Annotated in this window: 14 protein-coding genes; 1 reads left to right on the forward strand and 13 read right to left on the reverse strand. The window is 36.2% G+C overall.

The features are described 5' to 3' along the window. From ACTF48_RS06590 to recQ, 13 genes are all read right to left on the reverse strand, one after another. On the reverse strand, positions 1 to 2,930 hold a 2,930-nt coding region (locus ACTF48_RS06590), incomplete at its 3' end, for a T9SS type A sorting domain-containing protein (protein ID WP_438962358.1). Between the two features lie 133 nt (positions 2,931 to 3,063). After that, a complete protein-coding gene (locus ACTF48_RS06595) occupies positions 3,064 to 4,539 on the reverse strand; it encodes a TolC family protein (protein WP_438962359.1) in 1,476 nt (491 codons plus the stop codon). Further along, a complete protein-coding gene (locus tag ACTF48_RS06600; protein ID WP_438962360.1) occupies positions 4,517 to 5,878 on the reverse strand; it encodes an HlyD family secretion protein in 1,362 nt (453 codons plus the stop codon). The genes ACTF48_RS06595 and ACTF48_RS06600 overlap by 23 nt, the downstream gene beginning before the upstream one ends. A 5-nt stretch (positions 5,879 to 5,883) precedes the next feature. Beyond that, positions 5,884 to 7,557 carry a peptidase domain-containing ABC transporter gene (locus ACTF48_RS06605; RefSeq protein WP_438962361.1) on the reverse strand — a complete coding sequence of 558 codons (1,674 nt, stop codon included), beginning with the start codon at positions 7,555 to 7,557 and terminating at the stop codon, positions 5,884 to 5,886. 4 nt (positions 7,558 to 7,561) lie between these two features. Continuing rightward, positions 7,562 to 8,233: a TetR/AcrR family transcriptional regulator gene (locus tag ACTF48_RS06610; protein ID WP_438962362.1), complete on the reverse strand. Its 672-nt coding sequence runs from the start codon at positions 8,231 to 8,233 to the stop codon at positions 7,562 to 7,564. Positions 8,234 to 8,425: 192 nt separating this feature from the next. Further along, complete coding sequence (locus ACTF48_RS06615; protein WP_438962363.1) at positions 8,426 to 8,701, reverse strand: ATP-dependent Clp protease adaptor ClpS; 276 nt, start codon at positions 8,699 to 8,701, stop codon at positions 8,426 to 8,428. A gap of 60 nt (positions 8,702 to 8,761) precedes the next feature. Continuing rightward, positions 8,762 to 9,613, reverse strand: a complete 852-nt coding sequence (prmA, locus tag ACTF48_RS06620) for a 50S ribosomal protein L11 methyltransferase (protein WP_438962364.1) — start codon at positions 9,611 to 9,613, stop codon at positions 8,762 to 8,764. Next, entirely contained in the window at positions 9,603 to 10,187 is a 585-nt protein-coding gene (locus tag ACTF48_RS06625; RefSeq protein ID WP_438962365.1) for a DUF1287 domain-containing protein, read from the reverse strand. Before ACTF48_RS06625 ends, prmA begins: the two co-directional genes overlap by 11 nt. Next, positions 10,177 to 10,929 carry a triose-phosphate isomerase gene (tpiA, locus tag ACTF48_RS06630; RefSeq protein WP_438962366.1) on the reverse strand — a complete coding sequence of 251 codons (753 nt, stop codon included), beginning with the start codon at positions 10,927 to 10,929 and terminating at the stop codon, positions 10,177 to 10,179. Before tpiA ends, ACTF48_RS06625 begins: the two co-directional genes overlap by 11 nt. A 26-nt stretch (positions 10,930 to 10,955) precedes the next feature. After that, positions 10,956 to 12,029 carry an ABC transporter permease gene (locus ACTF48_RS06635; protein ID WP_438962367.1) on the reverse strand — a complete coding sequence of 358 codons (1,074 nt, stop codon included), beginning with the start codon at positions 12,027 to 12,029 and terminating at the stop codon, positions 10,956 to 10,958. Then, a complete protein-coding gene (locus ACTF48_RS06640; RefSeq protein ID WP_438962368.1) occupies positions 12,026 to 13,117 on the reverse strand; it encodes a BT_3928 family protein in 1,092 nt (363 codons plus the stop codon). The genes ACTF48_RS06635 and ACTF48_RS06640 overlap by 4 nt, the downstream gene beginning before the upstream one ends. A gap of 216 nt (positions 13,118 to 13,333) precedes the next feature. Continuing rightward, complete coding sequence (locus ACTF48_RS06645) at positions 13,334 to 14,266, reverse strand: peptidylprolyl isomerase (RefSeq protein ID WP_438962369.1); 933 nt, start codon at positions 14,264 to 14,266, stop codon at positions 13,334 to 13,336. A gap of 283 nt (positions 14,267 to 14,549) precedes the next feature. Beyond that, positions 14,550 to 16,745: a DNA helicase RecQ gene (recQ, locus tag ACTF48_RS06650; protein ID WP_438962370.1), complete on the reverse strand. Its 2,196-nt coding sequence runs from the start codon at positions 16,743 to 16,745 to the stop codon at positions 14,550 to 14,552. Between the two features lie 86 nt (positions 16,746 to 16,831). On the opposite strand from recQ, the gene ACTF48_RS06655 reads away from it, so the two are divergent. Further along, complete coding sequence (locus ACTF48_RS06655; RefSeq protein WP_438962371.1) at positions 16,832 to 17,797, forward strand: KpsF/GutQ family sugar-phosphate isomerase; 966 nt, start codon at positions 16,832 to 16,834, stop codon at positions 17,795 to 17,797. Position 17,798 lies beyond the last annotated feature (1 nt).

The following is a 17,798-nucleotide window of genomic DNA, read 5'->3' on the forward strand; positions in this document are numbered from 1 at the left end:
CTTCCTATAATGACTTGGGTACTCACGCTGGTATTGTTATTAGGCGTGATGTCACTTGAAACAGGCGTAATGGTTGCTGTATTAGTCAATAGATCACCTAAGGCTACTGTAGGTATTACAGGAATTTGCATTTCTACGTCCATTCTGCGGTATTCAAATGGCAAGAGATTTGAGTAATTTAAATCTACTGTCGCTGGCGATATCGTTGCTGCTGGATCATCTACTGCTACGATGCTGAGTAATGGATCGTAAGTAAACTGCAATTGTCCTGACGGTACTGTAGATGTTCCTAGGTTAGCATAAACTATGGTTTCTGTATAAGTAAAACCTGGTCTAGGTTGTTCTTGTTGTATGATATACACAACTACATCTTCATAAGCGTTAAGAGCAGTAACTAGAAAGTTTTGATCTGTAATACCAGAACCTGCTGGTATGGTTACTCCAGGAATAGTTGCTGGTGCTACCGTATAATTAGAAGTGTAAGCTGGTAACACATCATATCCTAAATCATAACTAGCGGTAGGATCTACATCAAAAATACTGTACGTTCCAGTAGGTGATGCTACTTGCATAATGTTACCACTTGCATTTTTCTCATAGTTAAAAGATCCTAATGGGAATGGTACATCTGTTGCGTCCACTACACCATTAGAGTTTGCATCAAAAATAGCGTTCATGCGCAGACCATCGCAATTAACGGTTGCGGTAGTATTAGCACCTAATTCAAATTTCAGAAATCCAGCTTGGTTTGAGAAATTAGAGGTTAAGATTAAATAATATTCTCCTGCTTGCGCATTAGGAATAGTAGCAATTTCTGGCATCGCAACAGAGAAACTATGATCTACATAATTAGCTTGTGTTAATCCAGTGGTACAACCACCTGTAGGAGTTGTAAATGGTCCATAAATGGCAAAATCAATATCTAAACCTTGACCTAAAAAGTCTGGTTGTGTATTTTGAAATAATTCTATTTCTAAGGTTCCATTCGACTCTATAGGAATATAAAACCATGATGGATTTCTAGGACCGGTAGATGCTGAGAATGGATAATAATTTCCAGGTTCTGCATTTGATCCATCAGCAATATTAACAAATGGCTGCCCTATACGATCACAAAGTGATAAGGCATTATCACAGAGATAAGAGTTATTACAATTCCCTAGGGCTATTACTTCAGATTGATAAATAATATCGCAACCATTTGAAACGGTTTCTCTAACAAAGATATAGTTCACATTATTACCTACCACAACTGCATAACTGCTCGGGTTATTAATAGAAGAAGTTTCAGCCTCTGCATCATTAAATGTTTCATAATAAGCTAAAGGATTAGTAGTATTCAATTGTGTCCCAAATGTTGTTAAATCAAAATCTACACTACCATCTAAATCTGCATCACAATCAGTGATGCTATTGAGTGTAGTTCCTTGAACTATGGCCTGTCTCACAAATGCCGTAAATTGAAGTATTTGATTTGCACCGGTACTATTTTCTTCTAACCGAGCAAAAACTTGTTCTGTCTGAGAAATACAATAAGCTGCTGGATTACTTATGGCATTTGAGGCACTTACCGCATCTGCTTGTGTACTGTAATAGGAAACATTAAAATCTACGGGATTATTATTTGCTAAAATCAAAGAATCATTAATGGTTAAATCAAAACAAGCTAGACCAGAAGTAGCATCTATGCACTCTTCTAAAGGTTGTGGGAAACCGTAAACTAAGCAATTAGGATCTATAATTAACTGTAAAGGAGAAACACTTGAACAACCCGAAGGGAAAAACTCTGTTCTCACATAAACTAGGTTTACCGTTGCATCTGTATAGAAGTTAGCTATGGAACCTATTGAGCTTACTTGATTTAAAGCATCCTGCTGTGTTAAGTAATACTCTGTAAACCATGAATTCACATTGTTAGGTATTCCGTTTGTTTCTGCCTGTACAGAACCACTATACCATTCTATAAAGCCATCTCCATCATCATCGCAACCTGTTACAGGCGTGAAATTATAAACTGGTGGTGCTTGATTCACTATTACATTAAAGGATTGTGTCGTATCTGACATTCCTGTTGCTATTTCTTCTACTCTTATAAAAATTTGTTGAGATGAAGTTGAGCAATAAGTAGATACTATAGCGTTAGTATTATTATCTGCATCTATTTGAGACGTGTGAAAAGTGACCGCATGGGTAGTTAATGAATTATTTCCTAAAGCAGCTTGCGTGTTCAGATTAAGATCAAAACAAGCCTGACCTGACTGATCTGAACAGGTTTCTAAATCCACCACTTGGAAATTTTGATTACAACTAGTAAGAATCGCCGAAAAGTTGATTACCTCAAAACAATTTAACGTGGTCTGTGCTCTTACAAATATATCAATAGGTGTATTTGCTGGTCCCACAAAATTAGTAGAAAGTGGATTTGAGTTAGTATCTGCATCTTGCTGACTTAAGAAATAAGTAAAAAGCAGGTTATTCTGTCCATTTGCAAGAAAAGGTTCAATATCAAATAAATCCACTTGTATTTCACCTGTTGCAGTAACTGAGCCACAGTATGTAAAGACTTGAGGATTATTAATCACAGGAACGTCTTCTACTATTAATTGAGCTGTGGTGATATTAAAGTTACCTGTGCTTGTATCATCCACTCGTATAAAGACTAATTGTGGATTTACCACATTTGTATATGCAGATGGAAGAGCATTAAGGTTATTAACAGCATTAAATTGAGAGTCAAAATAAGAAACGGTATGTGTTGCAGGGTTTTGATTCCCTATCGCGAGCCCATCCCAGACACTTAAATCAAAAAATTCTACATCATCATTAGACATATCATCACAAACAACATAATCTGGCACAGGACCAGCAGTTACTTGCGCATAAGAAAAAGTGGTAAACAGCAAGGCTGTAAAAAGTAGTAATCTTTTCATAATAATTCATTTAAGTTGGTAAGTTAATGTAAATCAGAGGTTCATTTTAAAACCTTGTCTTCTTTTTAGACAACTGACTTATATTACAGATGAACTAACTATCAAATGGTTGCGTGAAAATAATTCCTACAGGCTATAAATTCTCAGGCATCACTGCTAGACTCTTGAATAGATTAGCTTTTGAAATAAAAAATTTCTTGTAGGTATTGATCTCTTTGAGTTTAGAATCTATCAATTTTACCTCACGACTGTTAATGAGAAATAAGGAGCTTTCCCCTAATTCAAATTTGCGCTCTTCACCAGTAAGCATAATTTTAGAAGACTCTACTATGTTAGTAATCATGCCTACTTGAACCTCATAAGACTCCAGCTCATTAAAAATACTAGTCACTTTATTTTTAATTTCTAATTGAGTTGCTGCAAGGTCATATTGCGCATCTGCCACTTTAATTTTTGCTAGTCTTAAATCTCCACGTTCTTTTCTAAAAAATAAAGGCATAGAAAAGTTAAGTCCAGCTTTATAATTACTATTTAAAATACTATTTGCTTGATTCCATTCTGGTGTTAAGAAGTTATATTCCAGTGTTAACTTAGGTAATAACTTATTAGCTTTCAACTTTCTATCTATATCTAATTGATCTATTTTAAAGTTAATAGAACGTAATTTAGGATGGTTTTCTATGGTAAACTCATTTAATTGAAACCCAAAAATCTCCAGTGTAGCATCTATATCATCATTTACATTTGACTGTGGTATAACGTCGGGCTGCAACTCTACGGGTACCTCATTAATCCACAAGAAATTAGATAAATCTAAGCGCTGTTTTACTAATTTAATACGAGCTTCTTCTCTACTTAAAGCTCTTTTTTGAGAAGCTATTCCAGCCTCAACACTATCTATGGCGGCTTTATCACCTAATTCAACACTTCTTTTTATTGCTTTTAATCTTTGCTGAGCATTTTCATAAAAGCGATCATAAACTTTATATTCCTCATGGATTTGCCACCATTTAAAATAGGCTATTGCTGCTTCATAAAGCACGGCATTTACCAGTAAATCTCGATCCACTTGAGATTGCTCGTTATAGATCTTAGCTTTTCTAAGAGTTGCCATGCGGTCGTTAATTAAAAAACCTTGACCTAGATTTACACTTACTCCTGCGTTATATAACCCATCTACTGGAACTGTATTTGATGGATCCAGAAAAGTTCCTTCATTGCGTTCTACACCAGCTTTAAACTCCACACCATACCAGGTAGGGATTTTAAACATACCATTTAATTCATCATAATATTCGGTACCTTTAAACTCTTTCCGGCTGTAATCTACCTCAATTTTTGGATCAAATCCACCACGAGAACGCAACAAATTTGCTTGTCCACCATCTATGACTAGTTGAGCTTGTTTTGCAATAGGATGATGTGCTTTTACAAATCCCATGTACTCTCTAAAACTCATCTCAGTAGAATCTAGAGTTGCGGTATTAATGATTGGGTTAGAATGATCACGCTTTCGCGAAAGCGAACCATCAACAACAGTAGCACTCATCACAAACACAGATAATAAGGATAGCGCAAGGAGTATGTTACTTCTTTTTCTTATCGGCATTTTTTGTGTTTTTAGGCTGATAATAATTAGGAGGAAAACCATTTAAACGACGCCATAGCTCATACCAGATAGGAACATCTTCTAGTAAAGCAATCGTGCGTGCTCCTGATCCTGCGCGTAACGCAGTAGGCCATGGATGATCATTCTCATCTGGTGCTAATAATATACGGTATTTCCCATTTCCTGTATCGCTGATAAAAGTCTCAACGGCTACTACTTTTGCACCATAAGTACCGTAAGAAACATTAGGCCATCCTGAAAAAACAATAGCAGGCCAGCCGTCAAACTGAACGCGCACTTCTTCTCCTAGGTGAATTAATGGTAAATCTAGCGGCTCTACAAAGGTCTCCACTGCGAGGTCATAGTCTGCAGGCATAACGTTAACGAGCGCTTGACCTTCTTTAAACGTTTCTCCTAATCCAGCAATAATGGCCTTATTAATGTATCCATTTTGTGGTGCGGTAATAAATTTTAAATCATCACGCATTTTATAGTTGGTACGGTCAGTTTCCAGTTTAGAGACTTGTGCCTCTGTATCAAACTGACTGGATTGAGCGGTAGCTCGATCACTTATGGATTTAGATATCTTATTTGAATATTCTTGTCTAATTTTATTCAACTCAATTTTAGCATTTAAAACTTCGTTTTTGCTTTCTAACAACTTGTTTTGCTGCGCAATTAACTTACGTTCTGTCTCCTGCTTTTTTAATCGTTTATCTTCTACATCTTTTAAAGCACCTATACCTTCATCATAAAATGTCTGTGCTCGTATGATCTGTGTTTGAGCTACTTCTATATTAGTTTGTGCTGCGACTAGTCCTATACTATCACTTTCTACTTTTAATTTAGATTGGATTAATTTATTACGTGCTTGTTCTAACTTAAGTTCACGTTCTTGATTAAGTGCATCTATCTGACGATCTAGCGCTTTTACCTTTTCTCCATAAGATAAAACACTCATACTTTTTGCATCGATTTGTTGTCCAGTACGCTGCACAATATTAGGGTCAAAGTACTCACTTTTTACCTCGCTTATTCTTAAAATGGTATCACCCTTTGCTACAAAATCACCTTCTCTAACGTACCATTGCTCTATTCTACCAGGTATTTGAGATTGAATAGTCTGTGGTCGCTGGTCTGGAGTTAAGGTCGTTACAAAGCCGTTACCAGTAACATTTTGGGTCCACGGTAAGAACAAAATAATGATACAAGTGATAGCAGCACCAGTTAAGAATCTATTAAAGTACTTATAATGCTTACGTTCCATCACCCTTTTACCAGACGGATAGTCGGTAAGGTTAACTTTAGTAATTAATTTAGTTTGAGAAATATTAAGCATAATTTCTATTTGTCTTCAGTTAATTTTCCATCTTCCAGAGTAATGATCCTAGAACATCTAGAAGTCCACTCTGGATTCTGACTTACTACTACAAGCGACCATCCATTACTTTTATCTGTAAGGAAGTCCATAATGCGATGCGCCTCTTCAGGATCAAATTGATCTAACGGATCTTTGAGAATCAACATCTTAGGTTTGCGCACTATACTTCTCGCTAGTACAATCTTTTTAGATACGGTGTATGAAAGTTGTTTCCCTTCTGGATAGATAATGGTCTTTAAACCAGACGGTAACTTCTTTAAAAATTTATTGAGCCCTACTTTATCAAGTGCCCAGTAAATCACCTCATCACTTATTGTGTTGTCACCAAAGGTTATATTATCTCTTAATGTTCCTTCAAATGGAGATTCTTCAGTAAGTGATTGTCCTAGATGGGATCTATAATAATTGAGATAAACACCTCTCAGATCTGTATTATTAATATAAATATTACCGTGAGTAGGTTGTATGATTCCCGCAATAAGTCTTAATAAAGTGGCTTTACCACTACCGTTTCTACCTCTAAGTACAATAGTACATGTTTTAGAAATATTTAAACTAACATTATTAATAATAGGTAAACTTCTATCTGGCACCTCATAACTTACCTGTTCTAAGTCTACAGTAAAGTTTTCTGTCTCCATAAACGGTTGCTCTCCGTCTGATGGTTCTAGCTCCTTATCCACCACATTTCCTAGCTTTTCTAAAGAGGTCAGCACATCATAGAATGACTCTAAACCAGTAATCAACTTCTCTACCGCACCTATAATGATTAATATTATTAACTCTGCAGCTACAAACTGACCTATATTCATTTCCTGGTTCAGGACTAGAATACCACCTATAATTAAAAGACCAGCAGTAACCAGAACCTTAAAACCTATCATTTGAGTGAACTGAGTGATTAAAACACTAAAATGCTTTTCTCGGTATTTCAAATATTCTGTAGTAAGTTCATCATTTTTATCTACCGCAAGTGATGTTTTACCAGATAATTTAAAACTTACTATAGAACGAGCCACTTCTTGTAACCAGTGCGCTACCTTATATTTACTCTTAGACTCTAACAAGCTGCTATCTAAACCTTTTTGCGCTGTGAATTTAAAAAGAACATAAAAAAGAAGAACCAGTAAAAATCCGTAAATAATAAAAAATGGATGATAGAAAGAGAGTAACATCAGTCCAAATATGATTTGTAGAATAGCCGTAGGATAATCTACTAAAATTTTAGAAAGGCTTTTTTGAATGGTTAAAGTATCAAAAAAACGATTTGCAAGTTCTGGTGGATAAATACCATGTAGTTCACTCATTTTGATTTTAGGAAAACGATAAGCAAAATCAAAAGATGCTCTGGTAAATATTTTTTGCTGTATATTTTCTGTGATCCTTATTTGCATAAGCTGTAATACACCACCAAACGCGACCCCTAAAGTCACTAAGATCACCAAAACAATCCAAGAGGTACTTACTTGAGCTCCTTGAATTAAGTTAATAATAGCCTGAATTCCTAATGGCAAGGACAGGCCTACTAACCCAGCAAATATGGCATAGTAAAAGATTTGCCTAACGTCTTTTCTATCCATTTCTAGCAGTTTAACAAGTCGCTGCCAGGCAGTAATTAAATTTTTATTTGTGGCCATGAATTTATTTTAAAGTTTGAAAAACTAAGTGTTTAAAGTATTCAGTAGGAGAAACTTCATCATTACAGTCTGTAAGATTTTTAAAGTGGTCCTTTAAGAAATGCTGGTGTAATGCTCCTTCTAAAATAGTGCTACTTAAAGACGAAGGATATTTATAAGTAGGTTTTACCATAAGTATCATATCCTTTACGCGTTCTACCAGTCGCTTGTAAATAGTAAAATAACCATTCTTATTTTCCTCATCTACTTCTTTAGTTAAATAAGATTTTGAATATTCTGCAATAACTATTTTATTAAGTGTGACCTCATCGATATGCTCAAACTTTGAGTCCTGCTCAATAGGTTGAGTAATAATATCTAGCGCAATAGATAATTTTTCTTGAGCATTCATTATTTTCATAGTTTCCATGACTAGTTGATACTCTAACCAGCCCCAGTACCATGAAGTTAAATAAATGAGTAATTTATGCTTATTTTCAAAATAACGATAAATAGAACTCTCATTAGAGCTTATCTGGGCACCTAATTTCTTAAATGTAAATTGTTCAAATCCCATCTTATGTATCATTTGAATACTATTACTAATGATACGTTTCCCTAAATCTGAAGACTCTGGATCTTTGAGATAAATTTTTTCGTTGATTTGAACTTTTAAATTATTTAGTAACTGATCCATTATGATTTTATTACCATACAATGATAATAGCATTACTATTAATAATAAATAGTTTTAGTATTATTTAACAGAAAAAAAACAAAGCGCAAAAATTCAATTAAAAAAAGCCTACTCTAGAGCAGGCTTAAAAGGTAATTTATCATTTAAATACCGCTTATCAATCGGTATATCAATTTTATAATTTAAAACTGACTATTCAATCTCGGCCGTTAAACCAGCTTCTAGCAACTTAGAACACCTAGGTTTTAAATCATCATAAGAACCAGTCTTAACCCTACATTTCCCTTTATAATGTAAAATAAGCGAACACTGTTCTGCTTGCAGAGGAGTGTGATCACAAGCAGCTACCAGCATATCTATAACATGGTCAAAGGTGTTTACCTCATCATTATAAAGAATAATCTTGTTCTCTTGTTGCTCTAGTACATCTACATCTGACTGTGGAGCTACTTTTTCTTTTGTACTCATTATCATCATATTACAAAGGTAAAAAAGATATTAACCTAACCACTAAAAGCTTCTTAAAATTTAATCTTTCATCATTTTTAAACCTACCCAATTATCTTTTACAATATGTGAGTGGTAATGAATTCCTATTTCATGACAAGCGGCTTTAATCAATTCTAAATCTTCAGTATAAAATCCTGAGAATAATATAGTACCACCAGATTTCAAACTATTTCCATAACGTGGAATATCCTGTAAGAGTATATTTCTATTAATATTTGCTATGATAAAATCATAAGTTCTATCAGCAAGCAGCTCTGCTCCGCCTAGTAATACGTTTACCTGATCTGCCTTATTACGCTCTACATTTTCAAGGGCATTTTCATAACACCAGGTATCTATATCTATAGCATCTACGGCAGTTGCACCGCGCATTTGAGCAAGAATAGCAAGCACACCAGTTCCACTTCCCATGTCTAAGACTTTCTGACCACTTAAATCTTCTTGTAACAAATACTGAATCATCATATGAGTGGTTTGATGGTGACCAGTCCCAAAACTCATCTTAGGCTCAATAACGATGTCATACTCTACACCACTGGCCTCATGAAAAGGCGCTCTAACTTCACAACGATTATCTACCGTAATAGGGTTAAAGTTCTTCTCCCATTCTGCGTTCCAGTTAGTGGGTGCTATTTCCGCTTTCGCGAAAGCGATATCTACCAGCTCACTGTTCATCACCTCTACACCGTGTAAAATGGAATCGTTATCCAGCGATTTTAAAACATAGCCCGTAACTCCTGTTTCTGTTTCAACAAAGCTCTCAAAACCTGCTTCTCCTAATTGTGCGATTAAGACATCATTCCATGGTTCTAGAGGTGTGATGGTAAAACGGTATTCTATATAAATCTGGTCAGTAACGCTATGGTTCATATCTGTAATGTCCTGTTATTTTAAATTGAAAAAGGCAGTCTTCATGGACTTGTCCTGCACCTATATTGTGAACGATATAATATCGATCAGTTCCTTCTATTCTTTTATCGCTTACTATGCCTATGTGTGTTAAACCATTTGATAATGTCCAACTCACCACATCTCCTGGTACGTAATTTTTATCCCTTTTAGTAATGGTCAGAGAAGTATTTTTTCTTTCAAAAAAACGTCTCAAATTAGGTACTCTTCTATGATCTATGTTTTTATCTGTTCCTCTCAGTCCCCAATTTTGTGGATAAGCCTTAAAATGTGCTTTCATATCCTCATGAACTTCTTTTTGGAGATCTATACCTACAGCTCTGTAAGCTCTTATAATGACATCTGTACAAACCCCATATCCAGACGGCACATCGCCATTAGGGTAATCTATAGAAAAATAAGATCCATTATAAACAACATCATTTTTAGTCAGTTCACTGGCTGCTTGAGCCAGTTCCCAACCAAAATTCGTTTGTCCTATTCCTAAAAAAGGAAGAAGAAATAAGATAAAAAAAATGTGTTTCCTAAAAAGCATCAGCTATAGCGAGAAATGATGTTGCGTCTAGAGATGCTCCACCTACTAAACCACCATCAACATCTGGCTTTGCAAAAATCTCTACCGCATTTGCTGGTTTTACACTACCACCGTATAAAATACTGGTATGGTTTGCCGTCATTTCTCCATATTTATCTTTTAGGAATGATCTAATAGCCGCATGCATATCTTGTGCTTGTTCTGGACTGGCAGTTTCTCCCGTTCCTATGGCCCATACTGGTTCATATGCGATAACAACTTGCTCCATTTGTGCAGCACTTAACTGGAATAATCCTTTTTCGATTTGGGAAGTAACTACACTTACATGGTTACCAGCTTTACGCACGTCTAGATGCTCTCCACAACAAAAAATCACGCGCATTCCTTTTTCAACAGCGGCAATAGTTTTTGCAGCAAGAAGTTCATCTGTTTCACCATAAGAATCCCGGCGTTCTGAGTGACCTATAATCACGGTTTTTACACCTACACTTTGTAACATATCTATAGAAACCTCACCTGTAAAAGCTCCTTTTTCTTGCTCGCTTACATTTTGAGCTACTACTTCTATAGGAGTATCCAGCGTACTATTAAAGGCAGGATATAAACATGGATGCGATGGCGCGATCATGATCTCACAATTATAATCTGTTTGAAGCCCCTTTTTTAATTCACTTATTAAGGTTTGCGTCATGGGTAAATCGCAATTCATTTTCCAGTTTCCTGCAACTATATTCTTTCTCATTTTATTTATTTTTTTGGTCAGTTAATTTAATCTAATTTCACCCTAGGATCGAGCCAAGCGTAAATCACATCTACAAAGATATTGATAATTATAAAGAGCGTGGCAATTACTAGAACAGCTCCTGTAATTACAGGTAAATCTAAGGTATTAAGCGCCTCAACAATTTCTTTTCCTAAGCCATTCCAGTTAAAAATATATTCTACAAAAACAGCTCCTGCCAGCATGCTAGCAAACCATCCACTCACCGCTGTAACCACAGGATTAAGGGCATTTTTAAAAGCATGCTTCTTTAATACTTGTAGGGTAGTTAGACCCTTTGCAAAGGCTGTGGTCATATATTCTTGACTCATAACTTCTAGCAAACTGTTGCGCATGAGTTGTGTGATCACGGCTAGTGGTCTTATACCTAAAACTATTGCTGGTAATATTAAATTGCGCCATTGCACATGCATCGCTTCTCCATAATCATCCATTTCATAAAGACTACCGCTCATTTTCAAACCTGTCACTTCATGCAATACATAACCAAATAAGAATGCAAATAAGATTGCGCTGAAAAAAGAAGGCACACTCATCCCCATAGTGCTTACTACTTGAATGAGTTTATCTACCCAACTATCTCTATATAATGCCGACAGCACTCCTAGAAAAAGACCTATAACCAGGGCAACACTAATCGCAGCTGTAGCTAGCATCATAGTATTAGGTAAAGTTTCACTAATCACGGCACTAACATTTTTACCTGTTTTTTGAAAAGACTGTCTGAGATAAGGCCACTTTAAAACTGTAGTTGTCGTGCCTATGGTAAAAAGCGATATAGCGCTGTACTTAGAATCATTATAGGTAAAATGTTCTGGATTTGTACTATGAAAAGACAGAGGCGACAAGTCATTTAAGAAATATAAATACTGAGTACCTACGGACTGGTCAAAACCGTATTTATGCTGGACTATTGCCAGCTGCTCTGCGCTTTCATTTTGCCCCATCATCATTTGCGCTGGATCACCAGGCAAAAGATAAAACAACAGAAAAACTACCGTTACGACTCCATATAGTGTAAGTAACGCATAGCCTAGCTTACCCAGGATATAACGTATCATAATTTTAAATCACCCATGTCATTCCAGTGCGACTTAGCCTTAATAGTTCCTTTATCTAATAATACGATTCCAGGATTAGAACGTATGATCGTTTTCAGAGCCGTTTCATCAGTCACATAAAAAGTGGTTTCAAAACCATAATTTTTCATAATTTCTTCTGCCTGCGTATCACTTGAGGCACTTAAAGCTAGTACTTCATATCCAGCACTTTCGGCACGATCTATAAATTTATTTAGTTGATGTAACCCATCAGCTTCAGACTTGCTTAAATTATAAGTAATAATCACTGCCACTTTTTCTTTAGAAAGAATGTCGGCAGTGAAATCTTCTCCATTTCTTTCTATAGAAAAATCATGGATAGGTGGCACATAGCCTTTCTCTATGAGTCGTGGCTCCACCTTATCATATTTAGGATAACCACTAGGTGGCGCGCCTTCGGTAGTGAGTATTTCTTCCTTACCATCGATGGTGTAATACCAGTCATAAGCATAAACGTCTGGCTGGTTAGGATCTTCGGCCATTCCTTCTTCAATATTCACGCCTACTTTATAGGCTCTGAAATCCAGAATAGGTAAATGCATCAACACATAATAAGCTATAGCAAAACAGAATATCGTTACTACGAGAATGATGTATTTTAAAGACGCTTTTGCAAATAGCGGTTGAATATACTTCATGTTAAAAAACATGATAAGAATTAAAATAGTCAGTAAGACATCTTTAAGGAAAGATTCAAACGGCACTAAAGGTATCGCATCACCAAAGCAACCACAGTCGGTTACTTTATCAAAAGCCCATGAATAAAAAGTCAGAAAAGTAAAAAACACAATCATCAAAAGAAGTGACCAAATAGTGAATTTCTTTTGAAACCCTATGAGAAGCATTACTCCTAAAACCACTTCAAAAATGACCAAAAATATAGCTAGTGGTAATGCTAGTGGCTGTAAAAACTCTAGCCCTAGCACAGCGGCACTAAAATATTCATCCAATTTATAAGAGAATCCTAATGGGTCATTCAACTTAATGAGACCACTGAATATAAATAAGATACCTACAAACCATCTACAAACTTGAACGATTCCTTTCATGCTACTTTTTTTTAGTTGGGTAAATATAGGAATTAGGGTTGAGTTGTGAACATCACTGTTTTTAGTTTTTTAGTTTTTGTGGTAGTTAGTAGTTAGTAGTTAGAAAATAGAAATTTATGACTAGTTAGATTAAGTATAGTTGGGAACAAAACGGTTGAAACAAAAAAAGCATCAACCCTGCCGAATTGATACTTTTTAAAATACATAAGTTTAGAATTACTTAATCCCTACAAGCTCTACGTCAAAAACTAAAGTTGCGTTAGGAGGAATAACTCCACCAGCGCCAGCACTTCCATAAGCGATATGTGATGGAATTACTAAACGAGCCTTATCTCCTACTTTTAATAATGAAATACCTTCATCCCATCCTGCGATCACTTGACCTACTCCAAGCTGAAAATCAATAGGTTGCTTGCGTTCAAAACTAGAGTCAAACACCTTGCCGTTAGGTAACATTCCTTTATAATGAACAGATACGGTCTTACCTTTTTCAGCAGGTGCGCCATTTCCTTCTTGGATGATTTTATAACGTAAACCGCTTTCTGTTTTATCAAAACCAGCAGCGATTTCATCCAGCTCTTGATCTGCTTGTTTACGTGCTTGTTCCTCTCTCAGTTTTGCAGCTCCTTCAAACTGACGGAAAGACTCTACCGCATTAAAAGATTGTGCCGCAGCGCCTTCTCTTATAATTTCAAGAGTTTCTATTTTATCTCCTTGCGCGATAGCATCTACTACATCTTGTCCTTCTATTACTTTCCCAAAAACAGTATGCTTATCATCTAACCATGCTGTTTCAACATGTGTTATAAAAAATTGAGAACCATTTGTTCCAGGACCAGCATTGGCCATACTTAAAACTCCTGGTCCATCATGACGTAATTCTGGATGGAATTCATCATCAAATTTGTATCCTGGTCCACCAGCACCAGATCCTTGTGGATCACCACCTTGAATCATAAAATCTGGAATAACTCTGTGAAAAGTTAACCCATCATAATAAGGAGTTCCTTGTGGCTTTGCATCATTTTCTAAATTACCTTCGGCCAGTGCGATAAAGTTCCCTACTGTTCCTGGAGTTTTATCGTGGTGTAATTGAACTAAAATCGATCCTTTATTAGTGTTGAATTTTGCATAAATACCTTCTTGCATAGCTTCTTTTTTTTAAGGCTACAAAGATAGGTAATCCACTTGAAAAGCTTCTTTCTCTAGTTAACATTTCCCAAACAGATAAATTACACCTGTTTTTTAAATGTCTCATTAATAAATTGAATTACTTTTTAATTAAGAATACGGCATTAGAAACATACATTGGTATTACTCAAATTGCTTTCGCGAAAGCGGAATTTAACACCTCTTGAATTTATAAAATCGTTTATAAAAAAACGTGCCTAAAAAAGCACGTTCTCATTAAATATCATAATAGAAAAACTCCCTAATTTGCTACCTCACTAATAAATTTCAAGCGATACAAGCGTAGTTCCTCTTCTTCATAATCTCCATCAAATTCTTCCATAGCATCTTCTATCTTATCAGTCTCTGACTCGATAAAATATTCGTGGAGTTCCTCTTGCTGTTCTTCATCAAGCATCTCATCAATCCAGTAACCTACATTAAGTCGGGTACCACTGTAGACTATACTTTCTAGCTCCTCTATGAGTTGTTCCATTTCCATACCTTTAGCGCTTGCTATGTCGTCAAAACTTAGCTTACGGTCTATACTGGTAATAAAATACAACTTATTTCCTGACTTAGAGCCCGTGGATTTAATAACTAAATCATCTGGTCTCGTGATATCATTATCCTCTACATAGCGCTGTATAAGTTCTATAAATTTAGAACCATATTTTCTGGCTTTTCCTTCTCCTACTCCATGGATATTTGCCATTTCCTCCATATTAATAGGATACTTAGTAGCCATATCATCTAGTGATGGATCTTGAAAAACTACATAAGGCGGCACGTTTTTCTGAGCACCTACTTTTTTACGCAAGTCTTTAAGCATCTTTACAAGCGCTGCATCTACCGCACCACGCTGCCCAGCAGCTAAGACTGTAGTACTCGCATTTTCTGGGTACGTGTGATCTTCAGTCATCATAAATGACTTACCTTTTTCTAAGAATGTTTTTCCAGCTGGTTGTAATCTTAAAGTTCCATAAGATTCAATATCTTTTTTAATATATCCAGCCACTAGAATTTGTCTAACTAACGCCATCCAGTAGGTAGGTTCCTTATCCTTTCCACTACCAAAGAATTCTGCCTGATCTAACTTATGTGAACTGATCATCGCATTAGTTTTTCCTATAATCATCTTAACGATATCTTTTGCTTTATATCTTCCACCAGAGGCATCGATCAAATGAATAAGCTTCTTAACATCTTCTACGGCTTCTTTTTGTGGTTTAGGATTACGCATGTTATCATCCATATCTCCACCATCACCAGTTGCTGGGTCAAATTTTTCACCAAAGTAATGTAAGATAAACTGCCTGCGACTCATACTCGTCTCAGCATATCCCACCATTTCTTGTAAGAGTGCGTGGCCTATCTCCTGCTCAGCAATAGGTTTTCCTGCCATAAATTTTTCCAGCTTCTCAATATCTTTATAAGAGTAATATGCTAGACAGTGTCCTTCTCCTCCATCGCGACCAGCACGACCGGTTTCTTGATAATAGGATTCTATACTTTTAGGAATATCATGATGAATCACAAATCGCACATCAGGCTTATCGATTCCCATACCAAAGGCTATAGTCGCTACTACCACGTCACAATCTTCCATTAAGAATTTATCTTGATGGAGTACTCGTGTTTTTGCATCTAGACCTGCATGATAAGGAACCGCATTAATACCATTTACTTGCAGTACTTGCGATAATTCTTCAACACGTTTGCGAGATAGACAGTAAACGATACCGCTTTTACCTTCATTTTGTTTGATAAAACGAGTAATATCTGCATCTACCTGAGCTGTTTTAGGGCGTACTTCATAATATAAATTAGGTCTATTAAAAGAAGCCTGGTAGGTAGTTGCATTAGATATTTGCAGGTTTTTAAGAATATCCTCTTGCACCTTAGGAGTAGCTGTTGCGGTAAGCCCTATAATAGGAATACGTTCATCTATGCGGTCTATGATCTTACGCAAGTTGCGATATTCTGGTCTAAAATCATGTCCCCATTCACTAATACAGTGTGCCTCATCTACGGCAAGAAAGGAAATCTTTTCATCTTTAAGAAAATCTACATATTCATCTTTAGTAAGTGATTCTGGTGCCACATATAATAATTTAGTGACTCCATTAGAAATATCATCTTTTACTTGCTGGATATCTGTTTTAGAGAGTGAAGAATTGAGTACATGCGCCACACCATCATGATCGCTCACTCCTCTTATGGCATCTACTTGATTTTTCATTAACGCTATGAGTGGAGACACCACTATAGCTGTTCCTTCTTGCATTAAAGCGGGCAGCTGGTAACATAATGATTTACCGCCACCGGTAGGCATGATTACAAAAACATCTTCCTTATTAAGGAGCGATGTGATTACTTTTTTCTGTAAACCTCTGAATTGATCAAAGCCGAAATATTTCTTTAATTGTTCCTCTAGTCCTTTAGACGATTCTGGCATGGGGCTATTACGTTTTACTTATCTTTGCAACTTGAAATTTACGATTTTTATCGTTTTCTACAAACCTTAAAAAATAAATTACTCTTTTGGATACCGAATATAATATTTTAGAAGTTGCAAAACGCACTATTCGTATAGAATCTGCTGCTGTTAAAAATCTTGAAGATAGTTTAGATTCCGCTTTCGCGAAAGCGGTTCAACACATCCATACTGCTCAAGGAAGAGTTATTATTACTGGAATAGGGAAAAGTGCGATCATAGCCATGAAGATTGTAGCGACCATGAACTCTACGGGTACACCAGCGATTTTCATGCATGCTGCTGATGCCATTCACGGTGATTTAGGGATCATTCAAGAAAATGATGTCGTGATCTGTATCTCAAAAAGTGGCAACACACCAGAAATTAAAGTACTTGTACCGCTTATTAAAAATTTTGAGAATAAATTAATTGCGATTACCAGCCATAGAGATTCATTTTTAGGAAAAGAAGCAGATTTTGTACTCCACGCTCCTATTGAAGAAGAGGCTTGCCCTAACGGTCTTGCTCCTACAACCAGTACAACAGCGCAATTAGTGGTAGGTGACGCGCTTGCGATTTGCTTGCTAGAATTAAAAGGTTTTACAGATAAAGATTTTGCTCGCTACCATCCTGGTGGTGCGCTGGGTAAAAAACTATATTTAAGAGTTCAAGAACTGATAGACCAGAACGCAAAGCCACAAGTAAATTCTACCAGCACACTCAGAGAGGTTATCGTTAATATTTCTGAAAACCGACTAGGTATGACTGTAGTGGTAGATGATTCACTACTTATAGGAATCATTACAGATGGTGATTTACGTCGCATGTTATCTACAGGAAAAGATATAGACAGCCTCACAGCTGCTGATATTATGACCAAGTCTCCTAAAACCATTAATGCTGATGATATGGCCGTGCAAGCTCGAGAGGTCATGGAAGAGTATAATGTTTCACAACTCGTTGCGATAAATGATCGCGGCTATGCTGGAGTAGTTCACATTCACGATTTAATAAGAGAGGGAATTTTATAAC

Origin of the sequence: Nonlabens sp. (assembly GCF_965660805.1) — a bacterium.
Lineage (GTDB): Bacteria > Bacteroidota > Bacteroidia > Flavobacteriales > Flavobacteriaceae > Nonlabens.

What these genes read in the sequence shown, in the direction of transcription:
- ACTF48_RS06595 (WP_438962359.1), bottom strand. Translation starts at nt 4,539, where the DNA reads ATGCCGATAAGAAAAAGAAGTAACATACTCCTTGCGCTATCCTTATTA.
- ACTF48_RS06600 (WP_438962360.1), bottom strand. Translation starts at nt 5,878, where the DNA reads ATGCTTAATATTTCTCAAACTAAATTAATTACTAAAGTTAACCTTACC.
- ACTF48_RS06605 (WP_438962361.1), bottom strand. Translation starts at nt 7,557, where the DNA reads ATGGCCACAAATAAAAATTTAATTACTGCCTGGCAGCGACTTGTTAAA.
- ACTF48_RS06610 (WP_438962362.1), bottom strand. Translation starts at nt 8,233, where the DNA reads ATGGATCAGTTACTAAATAATTTAAAAGTTCAAATCAACGAAAAAATT.
- ACTF48_RS06615 (WP_438962363.1), bottom strand. Translation starts at nt 8,701, where the DNA reads ATGAGTACAAAAGAAAAAGTAGCTCCACAGTCAGATGTAGATGTACTA.
- prmA (WP_438962364.1), bottom strand. Translation starts at nt 9,613, where the DNA reads ATGAACCATAGCGTTACTGACCAGATTTATATAGAATACCGTTTTACC.
- ACTF48_RS06625 (WP_438962365.1), bottom strand. Translation starts at nt 10,187, where the DNA reads ATGCTTTTTAGGAAACACATTTTTTTTATCTTATTTCTTCTTCCTTTT.
- tpiA (WP_438962366.1), bottom strand. Translation starts at nt 10,929, where the DNA reads ATGAGAAAGAATATAGTTGCAGGAAACTGGAAAATGAATTGCGATTTA.
- ACTF48_RS06635 (WP_438962367.1), bottom strand. Translation starts at nt 12,029, where the DNA reads ATGATACGTTATATCCTGGGTAAGCTAGGCTATGCGTTACTTACACTA.
- ACTF48_RS06640 (WP_438962368.1), bottom strand. Translation starts at nt 13,117, where the DNA reads ATGAAAGGAATCGTTCAAGTTTGTAGATGGTTTGTAGGTATCTTATTT.
- ACTF48_RS06645 (WP_438962369.1), bottom strand. Translation starts at nt 14,266, where the DNA reads ATGCAAGAAGGTATTTATGCAAAATTCAACACTAATAAAGGATCGATT.
- recQ (WP_438962370.1), bottom strand. Translation starts at nt 16,745, where the DNA reads ATGCCAGAATCGTCTAAAGGACTAGAGGAACAATTAAAGAAATATTTC.